Below are 15210 nucleotides of genomic sequence, written 5' to 3'. Positions count from 1 at the left end.
CCTGATCGACGCCGACATGACGATCGATTTCGCCAAGTACACGACACCAGCCGATCGCGTGGCTGTGATCGCCACCGCGCCGCTCACCGACAACGAAGTCTGGACGCCGTTCGTGCCGGGCGAACTGCTGATGTTCGAATCGGGCCAGGCGACCATGGCGACCAAGGTGCCGATTCCGGAGGCAGTGCAGATCGCCAATGCCGCCAACACGGCCTGCACCTGACGCTGCATCGCCCATCAAAAAAGCCGCTCCGAGGTGGGATACACCCGGAGCGGCATTTTGTTGCCTCGCGCCTGTGCTTAGTGCGAGAGGATTTTCGACAGGAACTGCTTGGCGCGGTCCGAACGGTTCTCGATGTTGCCGAAGAACTCTTCCTTCTCGCAGTCTTCAACGATGCGGCCCTGATCCATGAAGATCACGCGGTTGGCGACCTTGCGGGCGAAACCCATTTCGTGGGTCACGCACATCATGGTCATGCCTTCCTTGGCGAGCTCCACCATCACGTCGAGCACTTCGTTGACCATTTCCGGGTCCAGCGCGGAGGTCGGTTCGTCGAACAGCATGCAGATCGGGTCCATCGAGAGCGCACGGGCAATCGCCACGCGCTGCTGCTGGCCACCCGAGAGCTGACCCGGGTACTTGGCGGCATGCGCCTTCAGGCCCACGCGGTCCAGGTACTTCAGGCCCTTGGCCATCGCTTCTTCCTTCGAGCGGCCCAGCACCTTCTGCTGCGCGATCGTGAGGTTCTCGGTGATCGACAGATGCGGGAACAGCTCGAAGTTCTGAAACACCATGCCCACGCGCGAACGCAGTTTCGGCAGGTTCGTGCCCTTGGCGCCCACGGACGTGCCATCGACGAGGATCTCGCCCTTCTGGAACGGCTCCAGCGCGTTGACGGTCTTGATGAGCGTGGACTTGCCCGAACCCGACGGGCCGCACACCACCACCACCTCGCTCTTCTTCACGCTGGTGGTGCAGTCGGTCAGCACCTGGAAGCTGCCGTACCACTTGGAAACGTTCTTGATCTCGATCATTGGGTCACCTTCTTCTGAAGCCGCTTCACCAGCACGGAGGCGCCGAAGCAGATCATGAAATAGACAAAGCCGGCAAACAGCAGCAGCTCGACGATACGGCCGTCGCGCTCGCCGATGTTGTATGCCTGCGTAAAGAAGTCCGACAGCGCGCTCACATACACCAGCGACGTATCCTGGAACAGGATGATGGCCTGCGTGAGCAGCAGCGGGATCATGTTGCGGAAGGCCTGCGGCAGGATCACCAGGCGCATGGCCTGGCCGTACGTCATGCCCATCGCATAGGCCGCGAACATCTGCCCGCGCGACACGCTCTGGATACCGGCGCGGATGATCTCGGAGTAGTACGCCGCCTCGAACAGCGCGAAGGCAACCAGCGCGGAGGTCATCCGCATGTCGGTGGCCGGCGACAGGTCGAAGATCTTCTGCAGGACCTGCGGCACGATCAGGAAGAACCACAGCAGCACCATCACCAGCGGGATGGAGCGGAAGAGGTTCACGTACGCCTGCCCGAACCACTGCAGCGGCTTGATGCCCGAGAGTCGCATCATGGCGAGCAGCGTGCCCCAGACGATGCCGACCAGGATGGCCGTGCCCGTGATCTCGAGCGAGAGGATCATCCCCTCGCCGAGCACGCGCATGTTGTCGGCATTGATGGACGAGAAATCGAATTGATAAGCCATGGAAAGTCCTCGCCCTGTTACTTGCCGCCGATGAAGCCAGGCAGGCGGGTACGTGCTTCCACCCAGCGCATCAGGCCCATCACGGTCAGGTTGATCAGCATGTACATCAGCGTCACGGCGATGAACGATTCATACGGCTGCGCGGTGTAGTCGACCAGCTGGCGACCTTGCGCGGCCAGTTCGAGCAGGCCGATCGTCGATGCCACGGCCGAGTTCTTGAAGATGTTCAGGAACTCCGACGTGAGCGGCGGCACGATGATGCGGAACGACATCGGCAGCAGCACGAAGCGGTACGTCTGCGCCAGCGTGAACCCCATCGCCAGACCGGCGTTGCGCTGGCCGCGCGGCAGCGAATTGATGCCCGAGCGCACCTGCTCGCACACCCGCGCCGCGGTAAAGGTACCAAGGCACAGCATCGCGCACAGGAACATCGCGGTGGCGGGGTTCATCTGCTTGATGTAGTCGCCGCCCGGCACCAGTTCCGGCACGACGAAGTACCAGATGAACAGCTGCACGATCAGCGGGATGTTGCGGAACAGCTCGACGTAGGCCGTGGCGAAGCCCGACAGCCACTTGTTCGGCACGGTGCGCAGCACGCCCAGCACGGAGCCGAGCACGAGCGCGATGATCCAGGAAGAAAGACCGAGCAGCAGCGTGGTCTTCAACCCCGCGAGCAGCCAGTCGAGATAGGTCTGATTCTGGGCGGCTTCGGTAAAGAAGACGCCCCAGTTCCAGTGGTAATTCATGGTGGTTCCCTCTGCGCCTGCCCCCTCCTGCTGCGCGTCCTGATCTTGGCTCGCGATGCCGCCGTGCGCGTTGCACGGCTGCGCTTCCCAGGCCAACTCCGGGCCAATCGCTGCGGACGGGAACAGACTCCTAAAAAGAAACGGAAGGGAGAAGACCTGTTAACCGGCCTTTGCCTTCCGTTTCGATGACGCTGATTCAGGCCCGTTGAGGGAGCCGATCAGTCAAGAGCCTTGTCGTTCGGGTTCTTGATCAGCGCCTTCATGTCGTCGGACAGCGGGAAGTCCAGGTTCAGGCCCTTGGGCGGAACCGGCTGCTCGAACCACTTCTTGTACAGCGCTGCGATCTCGCCGTCCTTCATCATGCCGGCGATGGTCTTGTCGGCCAGAGTCTTGAACGGCTTGTCGTCCTTGCGGACCATGCAGCCGTAGGCCTCACGCGATTGCGGCTTGCCGACCACCACCCAATCAGACGGGTTCTTGGCCTTGGCGCGCTCGCCGTACAGCAGCGCATCGTCCATCATGAACGCGACGGCGCGGCCCGATTCCAGCGTCAGGAACGACTGGCCGTGGTCCTTCGTGCTGATGATGTTCATGCCCAGCTTCTGGTCATCGTTCATCTTGCGCAGCAGGCGCTCGGACGTCGTGCCGGCGGTCGTCACCACGTTCTTGCCCTTCAGGTCGGCCCAGTCCTTGATGCCCGAATCCTTCTTCACCATGATGCGGGTGCCGATGACGAAGATGGAGTTCGTGAACGAAGCCTGCTTCTGGCGCTCGAGGTTGTTCGTGGTCGAACCGCACTCGATGTCGATCGTGCCGTTCTGCAGCAGCGTGATGCGGTTCTGCGAGGTGATCGGGATTTCCTTGACCTCAAGCTTGGGCAGCTTGAGCTGTTCTTTCACGGCCTCGACGATCTTCTGGTTGATGTCGTACGAATAACCGATCGTGCGAACACCGCCCACGTTGTAGCTGAACGGGATCGACGAATCGCGCACGCCCAGCGTGATGGTGCCGGTGTCTTTGATCTTCTTCAGCGTACCAGTCAGCTCTTCTGCGTGAGCTGCGCTGCTCAACACACCAACGGCTGCAAGCACGGTTGCCAGCTTGGCGAGGTTCATGAAAGTCTCCTTTTGACCATGAAAGAGAAAGACGGGACTGTACCAAAAAACGTTTGGCGACAGTATTGGTGTTGCCACTAAATCGTTGAATCGAACGGATTTTTTCCTCTGATGCAGCGTCTGCCGCAAGCCGCCATTCTGGACAACCGCACACCTTACGTTGTGCTTTTCCAGAAAACCGGAAAACGCGCACGTCGCGATTGACGCCAACCCGCTTTCACCATCGGCGCGCCGGCGCGATAGCTTGAGCGAGATGCTGCGACGAAAAAAACAGGGGAAATAAAGCCTGCCCGATGTGCGCTCTCTGTCGCTTACACGAACCCGACTTGAGAATGGAGGGACGACGGTACCGTGGATATGGCCGCCCCTCTCATGGTGCGGTGCCCTGGAACGTTATGGTTCGCTCATGAACACCGGCTTTCTTCAACCGTCGCGCATGGCCGCCTGATCGGCGGCGACGCGAGAGACCGGAGCAGCGCCCTGTTGGAGCACCGCGCCGGAATTGACCGACGCGTCGCCGATCAGGGGTACAGACCGCGCTCTTGGCGGGCCTGCAGAATCCGCGTACAGGCGATGATGAACGCCGCCGTACGCAGGGTTACCTTGTTGTCCTGGGCCACCTGCCAGATGGCGCGGAACGCGTCTTGCATGATCCGTACCAGGCGCTGGTTGATCTCATCTTCGGTCCAGAAGAAGCTCGAGAAATCCTGCACCCACTCGAAATAGCTGACCGTCACGCCGCCCGCGTTGGCAATCACGTCGGGGCAGACCAGGATGTTGCGCTCGCGCAGGATGTCGTCGGCCTCGGGCGTCGTGGGGCCGTTTGCACCTTCAACGACAATCTTTGCCTTGATATGGGGCGCGTTCTTCGCCGTGATCTGGCCTTCCAGCGCTGCCGGGATCAGGAACTCGCAGTCCAGCGCCCAGAAGTCGTCGGCGGAGACCGTCTCTGCGGCAAAGCCGGCAACGCTGCCGTTGTGGTCGACGTGCTTGATCAGCGCGTCGACATCCAGGCCGCTGCCGTTGAACACGATGCCCTTGTGGTCCTGCACGGCGATGACCTTCGCGCCGGCGTCATGGAACAGCTTGGCGGCCACGCTGCCCACGTTGCCGAAGCCCTGCACCACCACGCGCGCACCCTTGACGTCGATGCCCAGGTTACGTGCGGCTTCGCTGCCGACCACGAACACGCCGCGGCCGGTGGCCTCGCGGCGACCGAGGCTGCCGCCCAGTGCGATCGGCTTGCCGGTCACCACGCCCGTGGCGGTCGCGCCTTCGTTCATCGAATACGTGTCCATCATCCACGCCATGATCTGCGCGTTGGTGTTCACGTCCGGAGCCGGAATGTCCTTGTTCGGGCCGATGATGATGCCGATCTCGCTCGTGTAGCGGCGGGTCAGGCGTTCGAGTTCACCGGAAGACAGCTTGCGCGGATCGACACGGATGCCGCCCTTCGCACCGCCATACGGCACGTTCACGGCCGCGTTCTTCACCGACATCCAGGCCGACAGCGCCATCACTTCCGACAGCGTCACGTCCTGGTGGAAACGCACGCCGCCCTTGCCCGGGCCGCGCGACGTGTTGTGCTGCACACGATAGCCCTCGAAGTGGGCGATGCGGCCGTCGTCCATCTGGATGGGCACGTCGACGATCAGCGCGCGCTTGGGGCGCTTGAGCGTTTCAACCCAGCGTGCGAGCGAGCCGAGATAGGGGGTGACCCGATCGACCTGCTGCAGGTAGATGCCCCACGGGCCGAGGTTGTCGGCCGGCAGATAGGACGGAATGGCGTGTTGGAGTGTCGACGGAGATGCGACATTGGACATGGTTGTCTTCCTCTTTTGAACCTCGGTAAGGCCCCTGGTTTGGGAACATGCTGTCCCAGAAAATGCTCGCCAGCTTAGGGATGCCCCACATCGAAATCCAATGCCGTTTTTACATCGGGTTATGCGTTTGGCGCATAACCTGGGCTTGTGTTCGATGGCCCCGTTCAACCCGCCAGCGCGCCCCACAGCGTGTCGATCAGCTCGCGCTTGCGCTTGGATTGCGGATGCCGGCGGTCGTGCGCACCGTTCTGCGGATGCTCGCGATAGAGCCGGATTTCCATTTCGATCGACAACGTGCCGCCGCCCTTGCCTTCTGCCCGCACCAGGCGGCCCGCAGCCACTTCGTCGCGCACCGCGCTCTCGGGCAGAAAGGCCACACCGTGGCCCGCCAGCGCCATCACCTTCAACGCTTCGGCCATGTCGGTTTCGTAGCACTTGTCGAGCAGCGGCGCGACTGGCGAGTTTTCCAGCAGCACATCGACCATGCGGCCCAGGAAGGCATTGGGCGTATAGCTAAGATAGGCGATCGGCTTGCGCGCGGCGGGCGCCAGTCGATAAATCGGACGACCGTTCGCATCGGGCTTGGAGAACGGCGACAGCCGCTCCGTGCCGAGCACCAGCATGTCATAGCGCGTCGGATCGAGCTGGATCATCTGCCGGGCGTGGTGATAGACCATGACGAGATCGCAGCCGCCTTCCACCAGCGTCATCACCGCATCATGCACGTTCAGCGCGCGCAGCCGGCATTGCAGCTTGCCGACCTTCTCCTCCACCTGCGCGAGCCAGCCCGGAAAGAACGTGAGCGACAGCGTATGCGGCACCGCAAAATCGATCGTCGAGGCGCTGGCCGGACGCTGTCCGCGCATCAGCGCACGCGTTTCGCTGACCTGCGCCAGCATCGCCAGGGCCTGTTCATAGAAGACCTCGCCGGCGGTGGTCAGGCGCGTGGGATAGCTCGACCGGTCGATCAGTTCGTTGCCCAGCCACGCTTCGAGCGATTGAATGCGCCGCGAAAACGCCGGCTGCGTCACGTGCCGCAATTCGGCCGAGCGCGAAAAGCTGCGTGTCTCGGCCAGGCTGACGAAGTCTTCCAGCCATTTGAGTTCCATTGCGTTGCCTCCCCAACCTGCTCAGGCGTTCTCTGCGTCTTCGGTTTCTGCGGCCACGCGCTCGGGCTCGCGTGCCTGCATGCGCCACATCTGCGCATAGCGGCCCTCCGCACGCAGCAACTGCTCGTGCGTGCCGCGCTCGATGATGCGGCCGTGCTCCATCACCAGGATCTGGTGCGCGCTCACGATGGTCGAGAGCCGATGCGCGATCACCAGCGTGGTGTGGTTCTGCGCCAGGCGCATCAACTCATCCTGGATGGCGTGCTCCGTGCGCGAGTCCAGCGCCGAAGTGGCCTCATCAAAGACGAGGATCGGTGGGCGCTTGAGCAGCGTGCGGGCGATGGCCACCCGCTGCTTCTCTCCGCCGGAGAGCTTCAGGCCACGCTCCCCGACCTGGGTGTCATAGCCGTCGGGCAGCGATTCGACGAAGTGGTGGATCTGCGCCGCGCGGGCGGCCTCGATGACCTCTTCGCGCGTGGCGTCGGGCCGGCCATAGGCGATGTTGTAGTAGATGCTGTCATTGAAGAGCACCGTGTCCTGCGGAACGATGCCGATGGCCGCACGCACGCTGGCCTGCGTGACGTCGCGCACGTCCTGCCCGTCGATTTCGATGGCACCGGACTTGACGTCGTAGAAGCGGAACAGCAGGCGCGCGAGCGTCGATTTGCCCGAGCCGCTCTGGCCGACCACCGCAGTGGTCGTGCCGGCAGGGATGGTGAAATCGACGTCGAACAGGATCTGCCGGTTGGCCTCGTAGCCGAAATCGACATGCGCGAACCGCACCTGGCCGGCATGCACGGCCAGCGGCGGCGCATCGGGTTTGTCGGCCACTTCGCGGTTGGTATGCAGCAGGTGGAACATGCGGTCCATGTCGGCCACGGCCTGCTTGAGCTCGCGGTAGATCACGCCCAGGAAGTTGAGCGGAATGTAGATCTGCAGCATCAGCGTGTTGACCAGCACGAGGTCACCCAGCGTCATGTGCCCCGCCGCCACCCCTTGCGTGGCGCGATACAGGATCAGGATGAGCGCCACCGCCACGATGAACTGCTGGCCGAAATTCAGTATCGACAGCGAGTTCTGCGAACGGATGGCCGCGGCGCGGTACTTGAGCAGGTTCTCGTCGTAGCGGCGCGCTTCGTACTCTTCGTTGCCGAAGTACTTGACGGTCTCGAAGTTCAGCAGCGAATCGATCGCCTTCTGGTTGGCGCGCGAATCCAGCTCGTTCATCTTGCGACGGAAGTTCGTACGCCAGTTCGTCACGGTCACGGTAAAGGCGATGTACGCAACCAGCGCACAGAACGTGATGAACGCAAACCACGCGTCGTACTTCACGAAGAAGTACGTGATGACGAGCCCGACCTCCACCAGCGTCGGCAGGATGCTGTACAGCGAATACGAGATGAGCGACTGGATGCCCCGCGTACCGCGTTCGATGTCGCGGCTCATGCCGCCGGTCTGGCGCTCGAGGTGAAAGCGCAGTGACAGCGCATGCAGATGGCGGAACACCTGCAGTGCGAGCGTGCGCACCGAACTCTCCGTCACTTTGGAGAAGAGGATTTCGCGCAGCTCCGAAAACAGCGATGTCGACAGCCGCAGCAGCCCATACGCGACGATGGTGCCCACCGGCACGACCAGCAGCGCGCGCGGGTCCGATGGTGACACGTTCATCGAATCGATCAGCCGCTTCATGACCATCGGCACGCCCAGGTTGGCCACCTTGGCGGCAATCAGGAACGACAGCGCCAGCGCCACGCGCCATTTGTAGGCCCACAGATAGGGCAGGAGGCTCTTGATGGTACGCCAGTCGCCGCGTTGAGCCCCCGGCGGAGGCGGTTCGGAAGAGGCGGGAAAGCGACGCATGTGCGGTGCAATAAAATAGCGGATTGTGTATTCTCCCACCGATCACCCAGGCGTGCCCCGCGCCACCGGTGCCCGCCCGCCTCAATGCTGCCCTGCCTCATCATGTCCGATACCGCCGCCTCCGCTGAAGTCAAATTGCCCGCCGACAAGCAGCCTGCCGTGCGCGTGATGCCGATGCCCTCCGACGCCAACGTCCACGGCGACGTGTTCGGCGGCTGGATCATGTCGCAGGTCGACATTGCCGGGTCGATCCCGGCGGTGGTGCGCGCCAACGGCCGCGTCGCGACGGTGGCGGTCAATTCGTTCGTCTTCAAGCAGCCGGTCTACGTGGGCGACCTGGTGAGCTTCTACGCCAGTGTGGTCAAGACCGGCCGCACGTCGATCACCGTGGACGTGGAGGTCTATGCGCAGCGCATGGGCGCCAACGGCCGCCACGCCACCGTCAAGGTCACCGAAGCCACGCTGACCTACGTCGCCACCGACGAAAGCCGCAAGCCGCGACTGCTGCCGGAGCTTTGAGCCGGCTGCCCGCGGTCAGAAAAAAACCCGGCCTAGGCCGGGTTTTCTCTTGCGCGGGATCACCGCTCAGTTGAACTGTGAGAAGTCGGGCCGGCGCTTCTCGAAGAACGCCGTGAACGCCTCGCGCGCTTCGGGCGCACGCAGCATCTCGCCAAACTGCTTGCCTTCCAGCGACATCCGGGCCGCGATCTGCGGCATCGCGCCATCCTTCATCAGCCGCTTGGTGGCGCGCAGCGAGGCCGGCGGCAGCAGCGTCAGCTTGCGCGCCTGGGCGCGCACGAAGGCATCGAGTTCACCGACCGGCAGCACGCGGTTGACCAGCCCCAGCTCACGCGCCTCGTTTGCGTCGAACGGCTCGCCGAAGAGCAGCTTGTCCGCCGCACGGTGGTAACCGGCCAATTGCGGCAGCAGCAGGCTCGACGCGGCTTCCGGACACAGCCCGAGCTGCGCGAACGGCATCGACAGCTTGGCCGTCTCCGACGCATACACCAGGTCACAATGCAGCAGCATCGTCGTGCCTACACCCACCGCCGCGCCGCTCACCGAAGCGATCAGCGGCTTGGTCGCCGTGCTGATCGCCTTCAGGAACTGGTGCACGGGGGCGCTTTCGTCCTTGGGCGGATTCTTCATGAAGTCTTCGAGATCGTTGCCCGCCGTGAATACGCTCTCGTGGCCGGCCAGCACAATCACGCGGATGGCGGGATCGGTCTCGGCGGCCACCAGGGCATCGGCCAACGTTTGATACATCGCGGCCGTGATGGCGTTCTTGCGGTCCAGGCGGTCAAACGTAAGCGTCAGGACGCCGTCTGCGGTCTCGGTACGAATCGACATGAAAACTCCAGGTGAAGCCTGCGCGGCTAAACCGGCACAGGCGAATCAGATAGATAACCGACGGAGAACGCGTTGGCGCCCACGTTCAACGCCACGGTCAGGCTCATCGGCGCGAGCAGCACTTCCACGCCGTGATCCTGTGCGGTTCGCATCAACGCCTGCACGGGCTCCATGCGGCGCACGGTGTCGAGCGAACCGGAATACGTGATCGCCACCACGGGCGTGGCCAGACGCTCCTCGGCGATCATGGTTTCGGTATGCGCAAGCAGGCGGCGAATGCCTTCCTCGGAGCCCCGCACCTTGGCGATGGCTTCCGTCTCGCCACGATGCATATGGATGAGCGGACGCACGTTGAACGCCGTGCCCATCATGTAGCGGCTCCAGGTGATGCTCTTCTCGCCCTTCTGCTTGGCGCGCGTGTACATGTACAGCAACTCGTCGGGGACGAGGTAGACGTGCGAGGCATCGCGCAGGCGGTTTTCGATCACGTGCACCACGTCGCGCACCTCCGCGCCTTCGCGCAGCATGCGGGCGGCCTCGTGCACCATCAGCGCCTGGCCGGGGCCAATGGCACCGGTGTCCACCACCGTCAGCTCGAACAGGCCTGAGCGGCCGGCATCCTTGCGTGGCTTGAAGCTCTTGGCCGTGGTGCCCACCACCGCGCCGGTGGCGTGGCTGTAGAAATGGCTGCGCGAGCTGGCGATCGTCAGCAGCAACGCACGGTCGTGCTGCGTGACCACGTGCTTGAGCAGAAAGTCTTCGATCTCGCGTTCGAGCAGCGGAATCGATTCGGCGTAGTGGTCCTGCTTGTCGACAAGGTATTTGCGATAGAGCTGCGGCAGCGCGGCTTCATCGCGACGGTCTTCCACGAACAGCTCGCCCGCACGAATGCGGAACGGCACCACGCCCAACCCCAGTTGATCGATCATCGAGCGCGGCATGTCGCACGCCGCGTCCGTCAACACGATTGTGTTGCCCATCGCGCCCTCCTCTTGGTGCGCCGCCGCTGACGCGGCAGCGTGTCTCCTCTGTTGCGGAATCGTGGTTCCGCTTCTGTGGCGTGCCCTTGGCCGGGCCGCTCGCTTTGGCTCGCTGTGTGGTGTATTGCTGCGCGAGCCTGCGCAATCATGCGTTGTGAGACGGGCGATTTACAAGCAGGGGGAAGAACTTAATCCTTCCCCCTGACGTGGGGTCACATGCGTTCAAAAATACCGGCAGCGCCCATGCCGGTGCCGACACACATCGTCACCATGCCGTACTTCAGGTTGCGACGGCGCAGGCCGTGCACGACGGTCGCGGCACGGATCGCGCCGGTCGCGCCCAGCGGGTGCCCCAGGGCGATCGCGCCGCCGAGCGGGTTGATCTTGCTGGTGTCCAGTCCCAGGTCCTGGATCACCGCCAGCGACTGCGCGGCAAACGCTTCGTTCAACTCGATCCAGTCGAGTTGGTCTTGCGTGAGCCCACCGGCCTTGAGCGCGGCGGGAATCGCTTCCTTCGGACCGATCCCCATGATCTCCGGCGGCACACCGCGCACGGCAAATGACACGAAGCGCGCCAGCGGCGTCAGATTGAACTGCTTGAGGATTTTTTCCGACACCAGGATCAGCGCACCCGAGCCATCCGACGTCTGCGAGCTGTTGCCGGCGGTCACGCTACCCTTGTTGGCAAACACGGCGCGCAGCTTGGCCAGCCCTTCAATCGACGTATCGGCACGCGGGCCTTCATCCAGCGACAGCGTGCGCGTCTTGATGTCGACAGCGCCCGTGCCGAGGTTCGGGAACTTCTCAATGATCTCGATCGGGGTGATCTCGTCCTTGAATTCGCCGGCTTGCTGCGCAGCGAGCGCCTTCTGATGCGACGCGAGCGAGAAAGCATCCTGCGCCTCGCGCGAAATCTTCCACTGCTGGGCGACCTTCTCGGCGGTCAGGCCCATGCCGTAGGCGATGCCGACATTCTCGTCGCGCGTGAAGATGTCCGGCGACATCGACGGCGAGTTGCCCATCATCGGCACCATGCTCATCGATTCGACACCGGCGGCGATCATCACATCGGATTCGCCCACGCGGATGCGGTCGGCAGCCATTGCCACGGCGGTCAGGCCCGAGGCGCAGAAGCGGTTGACGGTGACGCCGCCCACGGTGTTGGGCAAGCCGGCCAGCAGCGCACCGATACGCGCCACGTTCAGGCCCTGCTGCGCTTCGGGAATCGCGCAGCCGACGATGGCGTCTTCGATGAGCGCCGGATCCAGGTTCGGCACCTGGGCGACAGCGCTCTTGAGGATGGTCGCCAGCAGGTCGTCCGGACGCAGGTTCTTGAGCGTGCCCTTCGGTGCCTTGCCGATCGGGGAACGCGTCGCGGCGACGATGTAGGCGTCTTGCAGTTGCTTGGTCATGATGAAACTCCTGTCTCTCTGTCGTCGCGGCAATCAGTTGCGCACCGGCTTGCCGGTCTGCAGCATGCCCATGATGCGTTCCTGGGTCTTGGAGCTGCCGAGCAGATCCACGAAGGCCTTGCGCTCCAGCGCCAGCAGCCATTCTTCGTCCACCAGCGCACCGGCTTCGACATCGCCGCCGCACACGGCTTCAGCAATGCGCGAGGCAATCGTGAAGTCGTGCTGCGAGATGAAACCGCCGTCACGCATGTTCACCAGCGACGCCTTGATCGTGGCGATGCCCGAACGGCCCGCCACCGGAATGCCCACCGGGCGCAGCGGTGCGCGGTAGCCCGAATCGGACAGCGCACGCACTTCGTTGCGTGCAACGTGCAGCAGCTCATGCACGTTGAAGACGATGGTGTCGGTCGGTTGCAGGTAGCCGATCTTCTGGGCGTCCAGCGCCGAAGACGACACCTTGGCCATGGCCGCCGCCTGGAAGCGGTTGGTCAGGAACTGCAGGATGTTCGTGCTGCCGGCTGCCTGCGCAGCCTTGGCTGCCGCCAGAGCCGCCTCCTTCAGGCCACCACCTGCCGGCACGAGGCCCACGCCCACCTCCACTAGGCCGATGTACGTTTCCAGCGCAGCCACACGCTTGGCCGAGTGCAGCAGCAGCTCGCATCCGCCGCCGAGCGCAATGCCCGACGCAGCCGAGACAACCGGCACGTTGGCGTACTTCACGCGCATCATGCCGTCCTGGAACTTCTTGACGAAGGGCTCGATGCCCTTGGCGCCGCCCATCATGAAGGCCGGCATGGCTTCTTCCAGGTTTGCACCGGCCGAGAACGGACCACCCGGTGCGCCCAGCTTGAGCGACGTCGGCTGCCACACCACCAGACCCTTGTAGCCAGCTTCCGCCAGATCAACCGCGCGCGTCAGACCGTCGATGACGCTCGGTCCGATCGTGTTCATCTTGCTCTTGAACGAGATGATCAGCACGTCGTCCTGACCGGCCGCGTCGTCCACCCAGATACGCACGGCGTCGTTCTCTTCGATCGTCTTGCCATACGTGAGCGGGTTCACCGCGGTCGCACCCTTGATCGGTGCACGGAACACCTGGCGGCCGTACACCGGCAGCGTGCTGCGTTGCAGGAACGTGCCCTGCTTGGCCGACCACGAACCCTGTGCCGAATGCACACCGCCGTTGTCTGCGACCGGACCGGAGAACACCCATTGCGGCAGCGGCGCATTCGAGAGCGCCTTGCCGGCTTCGATGTCTTCCTTCACCCACTCGGCCACCTGCTTCCAGCCGGCTTCTTGCCAGTCTTCGAACGGGCCGCTGTTCCAGCCGAAGCCCCAGCGGATCGCCAGATCGACTTCCGCTGCGGAATCCGCAATCTGCTCCAGGTACACGGCGATGTAATGGAACACGTCACGGAACACAGCCCACAGGAATTGCGCCTGCGGGTTGGTGGATTCGCGCAGCAGCTTCAGACGCTCGGCCGGCTCCTTCTTCAGGATGCGCACAACGATGTCGTCGGCCTTCTTGCCGCTCGGGCCGTACTGGCCGCTTTGCGGATCCAGCACCTTGATTTCCTTGCCTTCCTTCTTGTAGAAACCGGCGCCGGTCTTCTGGCCCAGGGCGCCCGCCTCCACCAGCTTGGCCAGCACGGGCGGCGTGGCGTAGACCGGTGCGAACGGATCGTCCTTCAGGTTGTCCTGCATCGTCTTGATGACGTGCGCCATCGTGTCGAGGCCCACCACGTCCGCCGTGCGGAACGTCGCCGACTTGGCGCGGCCCAGCTTCGAGCCCGTCAGGTCATCGACCACGTCAAACGGAATACCGTACTTGTCCGACTCGGCAAACACCGCCAGGATCGAGAAGATGCCGACGCGGTTGGCGATGAAGTTGGGGGTGTCCTTCGCGCGCACCACGCCCTTGCCGAGCGCGGAGGTGAGGAACGTTTCCAGCTTGTCGAGAATGTCGCCACGCGTGTGGGCAGTCGGGATCAGCTCGACCAGGTGCATGTAGCGCGGCGGGTTGAAGAAGTGCACGCCGCAGAAGCGCGACTTCAGCTCGGCGTCAAAACCCTCCGACAGTTCGGTGATCGACAGGCCCGACGTGTTCGACGCGAAGATTGCGTGCGCAGCAATGTGCGGCGCGACCTTCTTGTACAGGTCGTGCTTCCAGTCCATGCGCTCGGCAATCGCTTCGATGACGAGGTCGCAGTCGCGCAGCTTCTCGATGTCGTCTTCGTAGTTCGCAGCCTGGATGAGGTTCGCGTCATCCTTGATGCCGAGCGGCGCCGGAGACAGCTTCTTCAGGTTTTCGATGGCCTTGAGCGCGATGCCGCTCTTCGGGCCTTCTTTGGCCGGAAGATCGAACAGCGTGACAGGGACCTTGGCATTGACCAGGTGCGCGGCAATCTGCGCACCCATCACGCCGGCGCCCAGCACGGCAACGCGCCGGACGAGGAAGTTGGAACGCTGGCCGGCCTGCGGCTGCGCGCTGGTGGGGAGTTCAGTGCGGGTCATGGTGTCCTCGCGGGAGGTGAGGAAGAGACGAGCGGGGCGACGGTCTTTGTGCGTCGCCCCGGGTGAGTGCGCCTGTTAGAACAGGTCGGCTTCGAGCGCCATCAGCGTCGCGCCGCCGGCGCGCGCCATGCGGATCTGCGAAGCCGTCTCGGGCAGCAGCTTGGCAAAGTAGAAGCGCGCCGTCGCGAGCTTGGCCTTGTAGAACGTGTCGCCGGTGCCTTGCTTCTCCAGCGCGATTTTCGCCATGCGGGCCCAGAAGTACGCAAACACGAGATGGCCAACGACACGCAGGTACGGCACAGCAGCAGCGCCGACTTCGTCCGGGTTCGCCATGGCCTTCATGCCGATTTCCATGGTCAGCTTCTGGACCTTGTCGCCGATGTCGGCCAGCGGGTTGATGAATTCCTGCATGGCTTCGTTGGTGCCTTCGGCTTCGACGAAGTCCTGCACCATCTTGCCGAACTTCTTCATCTTGGCGCCCATGTCGCCGAGGATCTTGCGACCGAGCAGGTCCAGCGACTGCACGGTGTTCGTGCCTTCGTAGATCATGTTGATGCGGGCGTCGCGCACGTACTGCTCCATGCCC

At 63.4% G+C, this 15210-nt stretch carries 14 protein-coding genes; 2 read left to right on the top strand and 12 right to left on the bottom strand.

Translation table 11 applies throughout. The annotated features are described in order from the left end of the window. On the top strand, positions 1-223 hold a 223-nt coding region (locus A6M56_RS03465), incomplete at its 5' end, for a class II glutamine amidotransferase (RefSeq protein ID WP_286757755.1). A 77-nt stretch (positions 224-300) separates the two neighbouring features. On the opposite strand, the gene A6M56_RS03460 is transcribed toward A6M56_RS03465, so the two are convergent. The 7 genes from A6M56_RS03460 to A6M56_RS03430 all read right to left on the bottom strand — a co-directional run bounded on the left by A6M56_RS03460 (position 301) and on the right by A6M56_RS03430 (position 8368). Next, the gene (locus A6M56_RS03460; RefSeq protein ID WP_045785805.1) at positions 301-1035 is read right to left on the bottom strand and encodes an amino acid ABC transporter ATP-binding protein; all 735 of its coding nucleotides are present in this window, start codon (positions 1033-1035) and stop codon (positions 301-303) included. Further along, positions 1032-1715 carry a glutamate/aspartate ABC transporter permease GltK gene (gene gltK, locus A6M56_RS03455; RefSeq protein ID WP_045785804.1) on the bottom strand — a complete coding sequence of 228 codons (684 nt, stop codon included), beginning with the start codon at positions 1713-1715 and terminating at the stop codon, positions 1032-1034. The genes A6M56_RS03460 and gltK overlap by 4 nt, the downstream gene beginning before the upstream one ends. A 17-nt stretch (positions 1716-1732) precedes the next feature. Continuing rightward, the gene (locus A6M56_RS03450) at positions 1733-2461 is read right to left on the bottom strand and encodes an amino acid ABC transporter permease (RefSeq protein ID WP_045787762.1); all 729 of its coding nucleotides are present in this window, start codon (positions 2459-2461) and stop codon (positions 1733-1735) included. 218 nt (positions 2462-2679) lie between these two features. Next, the gene (locus A6M56_RS03445) at positions 2680-3576 is read right to left on the bottom strand and encodes a glutamate/aspartate ABC transporter substrate-binding protein (RefSeq protein ID WP_045785803.1); all 897 of its coding nucleotides are present in this window, start codon (positions 3574-3576) and stop codon (positions 2680-2682) included. A gap of 521 nt (positions 3577-4097) precedes the next feature. Then, positions 4098-5399 carry a Glu/Leu/Phe/Val family dehydrogenase gene (locus A6M56_RS03440; RefSeq protein ID WP_045785802.1) on the bottom strand — a complete coding sequence of 434 codons (1302 nt, stop codon included), beginning with the start codon at positions 5397-5399 and terminating at the stop codon, positions 4098-4100. Between the two features lie 164 nt (positions 5400-5563). After that, complete coding sequence (locus tag A6M56_RS03435; protein ID WP_045785801.1) at positions 5564-6508, bottom strand: LysR substrate-binding domain-containing protein; 945 nt, start codon at positions 6506-6508, stop codon at positions 5564-5566. A 21-nt stretch (positions 6509-6529) separates the two neighbouring features. After that, positions 6530-8368, bottom strand: a complete 1839-nt coding sequence (locus tag A6M56_RS03430; protein WP_045785800.1) for an ABCB family ABC transporter ATP-binding protein/permease — start codon at positions 8366-8368, stop codon at positions 6530-6532. A gap of 84 nt (positions 8369-8452) precedes the next feature. On the opposite strand from A6M56_RS03430, the gene A6M56_RS03425 reads away from it, so the two are divergent. Further along, entirely contained in the window at positions 8453-8887 is a 435-nt protein-coding gene (locus A6M56_RS03425) for an acyl-CoA thioesterase (RefSeq protein ID WP_045785799.1), read from the top strand. A gap of 66 nt (positions 8888-8953) precedes the next feature. On the opposite strand, the gene A6M56_RS03420 is transcribed toward A6M56_RS03425, so the two are convergent. The 5 genes from A6M56_RS03420 to A6M56_RS03400 all read right to left on the bottom strand — a co-directional run. Beyond that, positions 8954-9718 (bottom strand): enoyl-CoA hydratase, encoded by a 765-nt coding sequence (locus tag A6M56_RS03420; protein WP_045785798.1) that lies wholly within the window; start codon positions 9716-9718, stop codon positions 8954-8956. Between the two features lie 26 nt (positions 9719-9744). Beyond that, positions 9745-10698: a DegV family protein gene (locus A6M56_RS03415; RefSeq protein ID WP_045785797.1), complete on the bottom strand. Its 954-nt coding sequence runs from the start codon at positions 10696-10698 to the stop codon at positions 9745-9747. A gap of 212 nt (positions 10699-10910) precedes the next feature. Continuing rightward, positions 10911-12110 carry an acetyl-CoA C-acyltransferase gene (locus tag A6M56_RS03410; RefSeq protein WP_062739067.1) on the bottom strand — a complete coding sequence of 400 codons (1200 nt, stop codon included), beginning with the start codon at positions 12108-12110 and terminating at the stop codon, positions 10911-10913. A 33-nt stretch (positions 12111-12143) separates the two neighbouring features. After that, positions 12144-14624: a 3-hydroxyacyl-CoA dehydrogenase/enoyl-CoA hydratase family protein gene (locus tag A6M56_RS03405; RefSeq protein ID WP_045785795.1), complete on the bottom strand. Its 2481-nt coding sequence runs from the start codon at positions 14622-14624 to the stop codon at positions 12144-12146. Positions 14625-14699: 75 nt separating this feature from the next. Beyond that, positions 14700-15210: acyl-CoA dehydrogenase C-terminal domain-containing protein (locus A6M56_RS03400; protein ID WP_286757752.1), on the bottom strand; the 511-nt coding region annotated here is incomplete at its 5' end.

The organism is Ralstonia sp. RL, assembly GCF_001683835.1.
Classification (GTDB): domain Bacteria; phylum Pseudomonadota; class Gammaproteobacteria; order Burkholderiales; family Burkholderiaceae; genus Ralstonia; species Ralstonia mannitolilytica.
The sequence above is the reverse complement of the archived record's forward strand: the minus strand, read 5'-3'. Positions and strand labels throughout refer to the sequence as shown.